12 protein-coding genes and 1 tRNA gene are annotated in these 10716 nt (G+C 69.3%); 6 read left to right on the top strand and 7 right to left on the bottom strand.

The annotated features are described in order from the left end of the window. On the bottom strand, positions 1 to 828 hold an 828-nt coding region (locus tag VGD44_RS03250; RefSeq protein WP_331083817.1), incomplete at its 3' end, for an aminotransferase class I/II-fold pyridoxal phosphate-dependent enzyme. Between the two features lie 50 nt (positions 829 to 878). On the opposite strand from VGD44_RS03250, the gene VGD44_RS03245 reads away from it, so the two are divergent. Beyond that, a complete protein-coding gene (locus VGD44_RS03245) occupies positions 879 to 1331 on the top strand; it encodes a GNAT family N-acetyltransferase (RefSeq protein ID WP_331083815.1) in 453 nt (150 codons plus the stop codon). 68 nt (positions 1332 to 1399) lie between these two features. Further along, positions 1400 to 1864 carry a hypothetical protein gene (locus VGD44_RS03240; RefSeq protein ID WP_331083813.1) on the top strand — a complete coding sequence of 155 codons (465 nt, stop codon included), beginning with the start codon at positions 1400 to 1402 and terminating at the stop codon, positions 1862 to 1864. A gap of 3 nt (positions 1865 to 1867) precedes the next feature. On the opposite strand, the gene VGD44_RS03235 is transcribed toward VGD44_RS03240, so the two are convergent. From VGD44_RS03235 to VGD44_RS03225, 3 genes are read right to left on the bottom strand one after another with little or no spacing between them, the layout of a single operon-like run. Beyond that, positions 1868 to 3088, bottom strand: a complete 1221-nt coding sequence (locus VGD44_RS03235; RefSeq protein WP_331083811.1) for a PQQ-dependent sugar dehydrogenase — start codon at positions 3086 to 3088, stop codon at positions 1868 to 1870. A 4-nt stretch (positions 3089 to 3092) separates the two neighbouring features. Further along, positions 3093 to 3761 carry a PAQR family membrane homeostasis protein TrhA gene (gene trhA / locus VGD44_RS03230; protein ID WP_331083809.1) on the bottom strand — a complete coding sequence of 223 codons (669 nt, stop codon included), beginning with the start codon at positions 3759 to 3761 and terminating at the stop codon, positions 3093 to 3095. Between the two features lie 43 nt (positions 3762 to 3804). Beyond that, the gene (locus VGD44_RS03225) at positions 3805 to 4425 is read right to left on the bottom strand and encodes a glutathione S-transferase family protein (protein ID WP_331083807.1); all 621 of its coding nucleotides are present in this window, start codon (positions 4423 to 4425) and stop codon (positions 3805 to 3807) included. Between the two features lie 86 nt (positions 4426 to 4511). Between VGD44_RS03225 and VGD44_RS03220 the strand changes: the two genes are divergently transcribed. Continuing rightward, positions 4512 to 5819, top strand: coding sequence for an MFS transporter (locus VGD44_RS03220; RefSeq protein WP_331083805.1), 1308 nt, complete (start codon positions 4512 to 4514; stop codon positions 5817 to 5819). Beyond that, the gene (locus VGD44_RS03215) at positions 5819 to 6508 is read left to right on the top strand and encodes a hypothetical protein (protein ID WP_331083803.1); all 690 of its coding nucleotides are present in this window, start codon (positions 5819 to 5821) and stop codon (positions 6506 to 6508) included. Before VGD44_RS03220 ends, VGD44_RS03215 begins: the two co-directional genes overlap by 1 nt. Before the next feature lie 134 nt (positions 6509 to 6642). Here VGD44_RS03215 and typA read toward each other — a convergent pair whose 3' ends face one another. The 3 genes from typA to VGD44_RS03200 form a co-directional block, all read right to left on the bottom strand. Next, positions 6643 to 8475 carry a translational GTPase TypA gene (typA, locus tag VGD44_RS03210; protein ID WP_331083801.1) on the bottom strand — a complete coding sequence of 611 codons (1833 nt, stop codon included), beginning with the start codon at positions 8473 to 8475 and terminating at the stop codon, positions 6643 to 6645. A gap of 303 nt (positions 8476 to 8778) precedes the next feature. Further along, entirely contained in the window at positions 8779 to 9051 is a 273-nt protein-coding gene (locus tag VGD44_RS03205) for a DUF2277 domain-containing protein (protein ID WP_331083799.1), read from the bottom strand. A 77-nt stretch (positions 9052 to 9128) separates the two neighbouring features. Continuing rightward, positions 9129 to 10040, bottom strand: a complete 912-nt coding sequence (locus VGD44_RS03200) for an N-formylglutamate amidohydrolase (RefSeq protein ID WP_414694609.1) — start codon at positions 10038 to 10040, stop codon at positions 9129 to 9131. Positions 10041 to 10134: 94 nt separating this feature from the next. On the opposite strand from VGD44_RS03200, the gene cpdR reads away from it, so the two are divergent. Next, positions 10135 to 10491 carry a cell cycle two-component system response regulator CpdR gene (cpdR, locus tag VGD44_RS03195; RefSeq protein WP_331083797.1) on the top strand — a complete coding sequence of 119 codons (357 nt, stop codon included), beginning with the start codon at positions 10135 to 10137 and terminating at the stop codon, positions 10489 to 10491. Positions 10492 to 10558: 67 nt separating this feature from the next. Next, a tRNA-Val gene (locus VGD44_RS03190) sits at positions 10559 to 10633 on the top strand. Positions 10634 to 10716: the final 83 nt, after the last annotated feature.

Raw genomic sequence — 10716 nt, 5'->3', positions numbered from 1 at the left:
ATGGCCGAGGCCCCAGGCGACGGCGGCCTGCAGGTTGGGGGCGGTGGTGAAGGTCAGGAACTGGTGGGTGCGGGCGAGCGTGTGGGTGAGCGCCGGCGCGGCGCAGAGGAAGCCCACCTTCCAGCCGGTGAGGCCGAACATTTTGCCGGCCGAGCCGATCTTCACCGTCCGCTCGCGCATGCCGGGGAAGGCGATCAGCGGCCGGTGACGGGCGTTGCCGAACACCACCTGCTCCCAGACCTCGTCGCAGACGGCGACCGCGTCGTGCGCCACGCAGAACTCGGCCAGCAGGGCCAGATCCTCCTCGGGCAGGACGACGCCGGTGGGGTTCATCGGGTTGTTCAGCACCACCATCCGGGTGCGTTCGTTGAAGGCCGCCTCCAGCATCGCCGGGTCGAAGCGCCAGTGCGGCGGCTGCAGGCTGACCAGTTTCGGGACGCCGCCCGCGCGGCGGATCATCGGCAGGTAGGCGTCGTAGAAGGGCTGGAAGACCACCACCTCGTCGCCGGGCTCGATCAGGCCCAGGAAGCAGGCGGCCAGCGCCTCGGTGGCGCCGGAGGTGACGGTGATCTCGCCGGCCTCGAAGTCGAGCCCCTGGGTGCGGTTGTAGTGGTCGGCCACCGCCTGGCGCAGCTCGGGCAGGCCCGCCATGGGCGGGTACTGGTTGTAGCCGTTGAGCACGAGGTCGGCGGCCTTGGCGCGGACGGGCTCGGGGCCGGGGTCGTCCGGGAAGCCCTGGCCGAGGTTGATCGCGCCCAGGCTGCGCGCCAGGCCCGACATCTCTTCGAACACGGTCGTGGGCAGGCTTGAGAAAATGGGGTTCGGCATTAGCTGGACATAGAGGGCATTCTGGTGGTCCGCCAAGTCGGGAGGCGCGCATGGAGATCGTCGAGTTCGAACCCCGCCACGCCGAGGCCTTCCGTGTGCTCAACGAGGCCTGGATCTCGAAGTACTTCGTCATCGAACCCAAGGACCGCGAGGTGCTGAACGACCCGCAGGGCAAGATCATCGACAAGGGCGGCCGCGTCTTCATGGCCTTGAAGGACAGCGTGGCGGTGGGCTGCGTGGCGCTGCTGAAGATGGACGACGGCGGCTACGAGGTGGCCAAGATGACCGTATCGGAGGAACTGCGCGGCTCGGGGCTCGGGAAGCTCCTGATGCGGCGCTGCATCGACGCCGGCGCCGAGCTGGGGGCGACGCGGCTCTATCTGGAGACCAACTCGGGCCTCGCCCCGGCGCTCAGCCTCTACCGCGCCATGGGCTTCAAGGACCTCGCGCCGACCGAGACGCCGTATGTCCGGGCCGACGTCTTCATGGAGCGGCGGTACTGACGCTCCCGTTCGTTGTTGCGAACGATTCGCAACTGCAATAGCGTGAGCCGGCCTCCGAGGAGTCGGCCATGCACCAGCAGCCCTACGATCCCCTGTTCCACGGCGAGCGCCTGCTGATCCGCACCGTGCGGCTCCTGGCGCTGACCACGCCCTGCCATGGGCTCAGGGCCCACTTCGAAGCGGCGTGCGGCTGCGCGGGGGAGGCGGCCTATCGGATGCTGGAGGCCTTCGTGCAGCAGCTGGCGCTGAAGGGGCGGCGACGGGTGCAGCTTTCTATCCCAGCGGACCCCCGGCTGACCGACGACGAGGCGCTGATCCTCGACGTCTTCGGCTGCGCCCAGGCGGGTGATTACCGCTCACTGGACGAGCGGCTGTGCGGCCTGCTCGACGCTTCGTCCCCGTTCCCGATGGGCGCGGCGGCGTGCATGGTCGCCGAGACGCTGGCGATGAACGGGCTGATGCTGCGGGCGCGGCCGGCGCCGGACGTGGCAATCCCGCAGACGGCGGTCGAGTTCCGGTTCGCCGCCGAATAGGCCTCAGCGCCGGTCCTTCGCGAACCGCAGGATGGCCCCGTTGCGGTCGTCGGCGACCCAGATCGCCCCGTCGCTCGCCACCGCCATGCCGACGGGCGCACCGGCCGGCCGCTTGCCCTTCACCGCGCCCCAACCGGGAGTGAGGTCGCGCGGCTTCGCGCCGGGCTTCGGCAGGCCGTTCGCATCCAGTTCGATGGCGAGGATCCGCGAGCCGGTGGGCCGGTAGCCGTGCAGCGAAACCAGCAGCCGGCCTGAAAGCTCGGGGAACATCGCGCCGCGGTATTCGACCAGGTCCAGCGGTGCGCCGTGCGGCGGGAGCAGGAGGTCGGGCTTGCGGTAGGACGCGCAGCCGACGCGTTGCGCTTTCCAGGCTGGCGCCGCCTCGTTCGCGCCCATGCAGTAGGGCCAGCCGTAATGGGCGCCCTTGACGATGACATTCAGCTCCTCGGGCGGCCAGGTCGGCGTCGTCACGTCGATGCTGTTCTCGGCCTGCAGGATGGTCCCGGCCCGCGTTCGGACGAAGGCCAGCGAGTTGCGCAGGCCGCGGGCGAACACTGTGGGCTCGGCGGCCCACTTGCCCGGACCCGCCGGGGCGAAACGCCAGATGGCGGCCTGGCGTTCGGCCTCGGGGCAGGTCTTCTGGCCGGCCTTCGGCGGGCACTGGTCGGACGGCGCGCCCACGTTGACCAGGAACGCGCCGTCGGCGTCCCAAACGAAGGCGGAGAGAGGGTGGCGGTTCTCGTGCAGGCGGTTGTCGGGCAGGCCGGTGACGACGGGCGTGAGCGTGGCCTGCGGGTCGGCGGCGTCGGGGTCGAACCGGCTGATGCGGCTCATCTCGCCGACGTAGACATTGCCGTCGGGGCCGATCGCCAGGGTGTGCGGCATGTCCAGCCGGTGCAGCACCGGCTTGATCGTGGGCTCGCCGCCGGGCCTCGGCGTCACCCGCCAGACCGCGCCGCGGCCGGTGGTCCAGGCGCCGAGGTCGGAGACCAGCAGGTCGCCGTTCGCCAGCGGCAGCAGGGTCCGCGGCATGCGGATCGTCCGCTTCGACAGCGCCAGGCTGGCGGGCGGCGGGGCCAGCACCAGGCCGGCGCAGGTTCCGGCGACCGTCTCGATCGGAGCCCGGGGATAGCCGTCGCAGGTGCGGCCGTCGCGGGCGTAGCCCTGAGCCTGCGCCGCGCCGCCAATCAGGCCGAGCGCGAGCGCGGCTGCGAGGACGCGCATGGGATCAGTGCTGGGCGGCCAGGACCACGCCCAGCAGCACGGCGGTCCAGTGGGCGGCCGCGGCGGCCACCACGTGGCCGTGCCAGATGGCGCGGGCGAACTTCAGCTGCTTGTTCACGTAGAAGATGACGCCGGTGGAATAGAGGACGCCGCCGGTGACCAGCAGGGCCAGCGCATACCAGGCGAGCGTGTCGATCATCGGCTTCAGCGCCACCACCACCAGCCAGCCCAGCGCCAGGTAGACGGCCACCCAGAATTTCCGGTCCATGTGCACGAGGCACAGCTTGCCCAGCGCCCCGAGGGTCGCGATCGACCAGACGGACGCCGTCATGCCCCAGCCCCAGGCGCCGGGCAGGTTGATGGTGAAGGGCGTGTAGGAGCCGGCGATCATCAGGAAGATGCCGGCGTGGTCCAACCGCCGCAGCGTGGGCCGGTACTGCGGCTTGGCGAAGTTGTAGGCGGTGGAGAAGGCCAGCATGCAGAGCACGCCCACCGCGTAGATCGAGACGCCCACGACCTGGCTGATCGAGCCTTTCATCACCGCCAGCGTCAGCAGCACGATGCCGCCCACCAGGGCGAGAGTCAGGCCCATGACGTGCACCACCAGGTCCGCGCATTTGGCGGCCGGCGTCGGGTAGTGGCGGGGCGGGTAGGGTTTGGCCGGCAGAGTCATGGCCTTGAAAGTACCACCGCCTTTGCGACGACCCTAAGGCGATTCAACCGGCGATGCGTGCGAGCACGGTCTTGACCGCCGGACGCTCGCCCATGCGCGCCTGATGGTCGGCCAGACGCGGGAAGTCGGCCAGGTCGAGACCGTCGCGCGGGATCCAGCCGGTCACGACGTAGAGGTAGGGATCGGCGACGGAATAGGTCCCGCCCAGCGCCCAGGGCCCGCGGAACAGCTTCGTGTCGATCAGATGCATCGCCTCGCCGAACACCTCGGGGGCCTTGCGGCGCATGTCGGCGATGGCGGCTGGGTCGTCGGCCCAGCGGTAGCCGCGATGGCGGTGGGCGGCGGCGGGGTGGACCCAGGCGCAGAGGTAGCTCATCAGCGACTCGAGCTCGGCCATCGCAAAGACGTCGCCCTCCGGCGAGAGCCGGGCGGCCGGGAAGCTGCGGGCGATGTAGCCCATGATCGCCGGGGTCTCGGTGATCACGCCGCGGTCGGTCTCCAGGGACGGCACGCGGGACTTGGGGTTGATCGCCAGGTAGGGCGCGGCGCGCTGCTCGTTCTCGGCGAAGTTCATCCGGTGGACGTCGTAGGCCGCGCCGGCCTCCTCCAGGGCGATCTCAACGGCCAGACCGATGGTGCCCAGGTGGGTGTAGAGCTTCAGCATGCCGCCTCCGGTTGGGGCGCGACTTGAGCACGATTGAACACGGGCGCGAAAGCGGGTGGTATCGCGGACTTCGAGGGGGACGCCGCTTGACCGCCGAGGTCGCCGACAACGCCGCCGTCGCCGAGCCGTCGCGCCAGGCCAACCGGCTGCGGTCGATCCTGGCGGGCTCGGCGGGCAACCTGGTCGAGAGCTTCGACTGGTTCGTCTACGCCGCCTTCGGGCTCTACTTCTCCAGCATCTTCTTCCCGGCGGGCGACCGGACCACCCAGCTCTTGAGCACCGCGGCGGTGTTCGGGGTGGGCTTCCTGGCCCGGCCGGTCGGCGCCTGGGTCATGGGCCTGTACGGCGACCGGATCGGGCGCAAGGCGGCCATGGTCGCCTCGGTGAGCCTGATGTGCCTGGGCTCGCTGATGATCGCGGTCTGCCCGGGGCAGGCTGAGATCGGGGTGGCGGCGCCGGCGATCCTCGTCTTCGCGCGAATCCTGCAGGGGATCAGCATGGGCGGCGAGTACGGGGCCAGCGCCACCTATCTCTCCGAGATGGCCAGCCGGAAGAACCGCGGCTTCTGGTCGGGGATCTTCTACTCCACGCTGATCGCCGGCCAGCTGATGGCGATGGGCGTGCTGCTCCTGCTGACCTCGCTGCTGTCGCCGGCCGACATGCAGGCCTGGGGCTGGCGGATCGCGTTCTTCATCGGCGGCGGCCTGGCGATCGCGGTGTTCTGGCTGCGGCGCGGCATGGACGAGACGCCGTCGTTCCACGCCCGGACCGGGCCCAAGGCCACCACCTGGGGCCTGATCGCCAGCCACCCAAAGGAGAGCCTGACGGTGATCGGCCTGACTGCCGGCGGGACACTCTCGTACTACACCTACACGACCTACATTCAGAAGTTCCTGGTCAACACCTCGGGCTTCACCAAGGACCAGGCGAACCTGATCGTGGCCGGCGGACTGACGGTGTTCATGCTGGTGAATCCTTTGATCGGGGCGCTGTCGGATCGAGTGGGCCGCCGGGCGATCCTGCTGACGTTCGGGGTGCTGGGGGCGGCGCTGACCTGGCCGATCCTGTCGACGCTGGCGGGGACGCGCGACGCCGGGATGGCTTTCCTTCTGGTCGCCGGCTCGCTGCTGATCGTGGCCTGCTATTCATCGGTGAACGCTGTGGTGAAGGCCGAGCTCTTCCCGACCGCGACGCGGGCGCTGGGCGTGGCCCTGCCGTACTCGCTGGCCAACGCCGCGTTCGGCGGAACGGCCGAGTACGTGGCCCTCGCGTTCAAGCAGGCCGGCCGCGAGACGGCGTTCTTCACCTACGTGACCGTGATCATCGCGGGCTCGCTGCTGGTCTACCTAGCCATGCGCGACACGCGCCGGCACAGCCGGATCGCGGAGGACTGATGTCGGGCCTGGGCGCAGACCTGATCGCGCGCGTCGCCGCGCGGGCGGCGGACCGCTACGTGTTCCTCGTCGGGATCGCGGGCGGCGTGGCGGTGGGCAAGAGCACGCTGGCCCGCTTCATCGCCGACGGGCTAGAGGCGGCGGGGCTGCCGGTGCAGATCGTCGCCACCGACGGCTTCCTGAAGCCGAACGCCCAGCTCGAGGTCGCGGGCTTGGGCATGAAGAAGGGCTTCCCCGAGACCTACGACACCGCCGCCCTGCACGCCTTCCTGGGCGACCTCGCCGCGGGCCGCAGGGCCGAGATCCCGATCTACAGCCACGTGACCTACGACATCGTGGCGGGGCAGGCGCGCGCGGTCGACGGCGTGGGCGTGGTGATCGTCGAGGGCATCAACGTGCTGCAGACGCCGGAGGCGCGGGCGCAGTTCGGGCTCTCGCTCTACATCGACGCCGATCCGGCCGACGCCAAGGCCTGGTACCTCGCCCGCCTGCACGGGATCATCGCGGCCGACCCGGAGAGCTTCTTCGCCAAGCTCGACCCCGAGCGCCGGGACGCCATGTTCGAGGCCGCCTGGACACACCTCAACCTGGTGAACCTGCACGAGCACATCGCGCCCACCATGGCCTATGCCGACGTGGTGGTGCGCAAGGCGGCCGACCACGCGCTAAGCGAACTGGTCATTCGCTAGCGCGCCGCAGGCGCTGCTATCTAACCGCGGAAAACGCGGAATTGCGCGGAAGGAGCCATACCAGCTGACCTTCCGCGTCCTTCTGCGTCTTCCGCGGATTAAATCTAGCGGCGCTGACGCGCCAGGAGACGGGGTCAGTCCTCGCGGACGCGCTTCTTGCGGAACGAGGGGTTCAGGACCTTCTTGCGCAAGCGGATCGACTTCGGGGTCACCTCAACCAGCTCGTCCTCCTCGATGTAGGCGATGGCCTGCTCGAGGGTGGGGCGGCGCGGCGGGGTCAGGCGGACGGCCTCGTCCTTGCCCGAGGCGCGGACGTTGGTGAGTTGCTTGGCCTTCATCGGATTGACGTCGAGGTCGTCCGCGCGGCTGTTCTCGCCGATGATCATGCCCTGGTAGGTCTTCTCGCCGGCGCCCACGAACATGAAGCCGCGCTCTTCCAGGTTCCACAGGGCGTAGGCCGCCGTTTCGCCGTCAGAGTTGGAGACCAGCACGCCCTTTCGGCCCGCGTCGATGGCGCCCTTGTAGGGCTCGTAGTGGCTGAACACGCGGTTCAGGACGCCCGAGCCGCGGGTGTCGGTCAGGAACTCGCCCTGGTAGCCGATCAGCGAGCGCGACGGGCTCATCAGCGAGATGCGGGTCTTGCCGGCGCCGGACGGGCCCATGTCCTTCAGTTCGGCCTTCCGGGCGCTGAGCTTCTCGATGACGATGCCGGTGAACTCCTCGTCGACGTCGATCATGACGTCCTCGATGGGCTCCAGGCGTTCGCCGGTCTCAGGATCTTCCTGGAAGACCACGCGCGGGCGGCTGATCGACAACTCGAAGCCTTCGCGGCGCATGCTCTCGATGAGCACGCCCAGCTGCAGTTCGCCGCGGCCGGCCACCTCGAAGGCGTCCTTCTCGGAGGTCTCGGTGACGCGGATGGCGACGTTGGCCTCGGCCTCCTTCAGCAGCCGCGCCGCGATCACGCGGCTCTGCACCTTGTCGCCTTCGCGGCCGGCCAGCGGGCTGTCGTTGACGCTGACGGTCATCGAGATGGTCGGCGGGTCGATGGGCTGGGCGGGCAGCGCCTCGGTGACATCCATGGCGCACAGGGTGTCGGCCACAGTCGCCTTGGACATGCCGGCGATGGCGACGATGTCGCCGGCCTCGGCGTCGTCGATCGGCTGGCGCTTGAGGCCGCGGAAGGCCAGCACCTTGGTGATGCGGCCGCGCTCGATCTCCTTGCCGTCGCGGCTCAGGGCCTTGATCGGCATGCCCGGCACGGCCTTGCCGCTCTCGATGCGGCCGGTCAGCAGCCGGCCCAGGAACGGGTCGTTCTCGATCAGTACCGAGAGGATCTGGAAGGGCTCGTCCTTGCGGGCCTCGGCCTTCGGCGGCGGCACGTGGTCGACGATCAGGTCGAACAGCGGCGCCATGTCGGCGTTCGGCTGGGCGAGGTCCAGGGTGGCCCAGCCGTTCTTGCCGCTCGCGTAGATGTGAGGGAAGTCGAGCTGCTCGTCGGTCGCGCCCATGGCGGCGAACAGGTCGAAGGCGTCGTTGTGGACCCGGTCGGGGTCGGCGTGCGGCCGGTCCACCTTGTTGAGGCACAGGATCGGGCGCAGGCCCATCTTCAATGCCTTCCCCAGCACGAACTTGGTCTGCGGCATGACGCCTTCCTCGGCGTCCACGAGGAGGACGCAGCCGTCCACCATGCCCAGGATCCGCTCCACCTCGCCGCCGAAGTCGGCGTGGCCGGGGGTGTCGATGATGTTGATGCGGGTCTCGCCGGCCTTCCCGTGCCACAGGACCGAGGTGCACTTGGCCAGGATGGTGATGCCGCGCTCGCGCTCCTGGTCGTTGGAATCCATGGCGCGCTCGACCGTCGCCTCGTTGGCGCGGAAGACGCCCGACTGAGCGAGCAGCTGGTCGACGAGCGTGGTCTTGCCGTGGTCGACGTGGGCGATGATGGCGATGTTGCGCAGGGACATGGGAGGCGAACGGTTCTTTCGAAAGGCGCGCGCTTTTACGGGAACCCGCGCCGCGCCGCTAGGGCGTTGTGCAGTGCACATAGTGTCGAGTCAGGCTGACGTAACGCGATTTCCTGATTTTCCTGCGATTTCAGTCGCGATGTGGGGGTGCGACACAAAAGTTTCTGCAGACGCCTTGCGAATTTGTGCGCCGCACACTAGCTTAAGCGTACGGGCGCTTCGGCGCCTCGCCCTTCCTGGGCGTTTCCTCCCTAATGAACTGCCGCGCCCGATGGCGCGGCTTTTTTTTGGCCTGAGCGCGCCTCAGGCCTTCGCGAAGCGCTCGGCGGAGCGGGCCTTGGCCTTGGCGGCTTCGATTTCGCGGTCGCGGGGCGGAGCCTGTGTCTCCAGGGCGTGCATCAGGTGGTGGCCGGCGTGGAACACCTCCTCCACCGCGGCGTCGAAGGCGGCCTTGTTGGCCTTGGACGGGGTGTTGAAGCCCGAGATCTTGCGCACGAACTGCAGCGCCGCGGCCCGGATCTCCTCGTCAGTCGCCGGCGGCTCGAAGTTGAAGAGGGTCTTGATGTTGCGGCACATGCTGCGGCGGCTCCCTTCGTTCGTCGTCGTCAAAGAGATGGGATGAACGGCGCCGGCGCCAAGCGCGGCCGAGCGGCTCAGGCGGCCCTGAGCGCGCTCCAGTCGGCGGCGGCCAGCGCCTGCGTCAGCTGCTCGATGTGGCCTTTCAGCCGCTCGAAGCCCGAGGTGGGGGCAAGCGTGGCCTCGTCGAGATAGAGGGCGCGGTTCATCTCGATCTGTAGGGCGTGCACGCGACGGCCGGGCTTGCCGTAGTGCTCTGTGGTGTAGCCGCCGGCGTAGGGGGTGTTGCGCGCGACCCGGTAGCCCAGGCCCTCCAGCTCGCGTTCGACGCGGCTGGGCAGGACGCCCGCGCAGGCGGCGCCGTAGCGATCGCCCAGCACGATGTCGGACGGCCGGTCGCGGCTGCCCGCCCGGGCGGCGGCGGCGGGCATGGAGTGCCAGTCGACCAGGATGGCGAAGCCGTGGGCCGCCTGCGCCTCGGCGATCAGGCCGGCCAAGGCGACATGGTAGGGCTGGTGGGCCCCTTCGATCCGCGTCCGGGCCTCGGCGAACGTCAGCTTGCGGCGGTAGATCTCCTGGCCTTCCGAGACCACTCGGGCGATGGCGCCCAGGCCGGCGGCCACGCGGGCGGTGCGCGAGCGGGCGAACTCGGGCAGCTCGTCGGCGAACATGCCGGGGTCCAGCTCGAACGGCTCGCGGTTCAGGTCGATGTAGGCGCGGGCGAAGTTGGCGGTGATCACGGCGGCCCCGTGATTCGGCGCCTGGGCGATCAGGTCGTCGACGAAGGCGTCCTCGGAGCGGCGGATGCTGATCGCGTCCAGGGCGGCCGCCGACATCATGTCCTCAGGGTAGAGGCGGCCCGAATGCGGCGAGGCGAACACCAGCGGTGTGGGCGGCGCCCCCGGCGGTCCGGCCCGTCGCACCTCGAAGGCGGGGCCGATGTCAGGGGCGATTCCGGGCAGGGGCTCCAATGCGTTCATCGCGTGCATAGAACGCCGCCTTGCCCCCCAGCGTCAAACCAACCTTCATTCGGTCTTTACCCTTCGATAGCTATTATGGCCGATCACGCGTTCAGCAAAAGCCATGTCCCGCATCCTCCTCGCCGAAGACGACGACTCCCTCCGCGGCTTCCTGGCCCGCGCGCTCGAACGCGCCGGCCATGAGGTGACCTCGTGCGCGGACGGCGAGGAAGCCGTGACCTTCCTCGACGAACCGTGGGACCTGCTGCTCACCGACATCGTCATGCCCGGCCTGGACGGCATCGAGGTGGCCCGCCAGGCCGCCGCCAAGCATCCCGGCCTGCGGATCATGTTCATCACCGGCTTCGCCGCCGTGGCCCTGGCCGCCGGCGAGCAGGCCCCGGCCGGCGCCAAGGTGCTGTCCAAGCCCATCCACCTCCGCGAGATCGTGTCGGAAGTGGAACGGATGATCGCGGCCTAAACGTCGCGCGCGGCCCCGCTTGCTAAGGCCGGGGTCGATCTGTATATCCCCGCCTTCCCGAAGGTACGGACGTGTAGCTCAGCGGGAGAGCACCTCGTTGACATCGAGGGGGTCACAGGTTCAATCCCTGTCACGTCCACCATCGCTTCCTTCTGAAAATTCAAGACTTTGTAGCCTTCGCAAACGCGAAACACCCCCGGCGTGATCCGCCGAGGGCGCCCTGTC

Source organism: Phenylobacterium sp. (assembly GCF_036402295.1).
Classification (GTDB): Bacteria; Pseudomonadota; Alphaproteobacteria; order Caulobacterales; family Caulobacteraceae; genus Phenylobacterium.
This window is presented reverse-complemented; position numbering and strand designations above follow the sequence as displayed.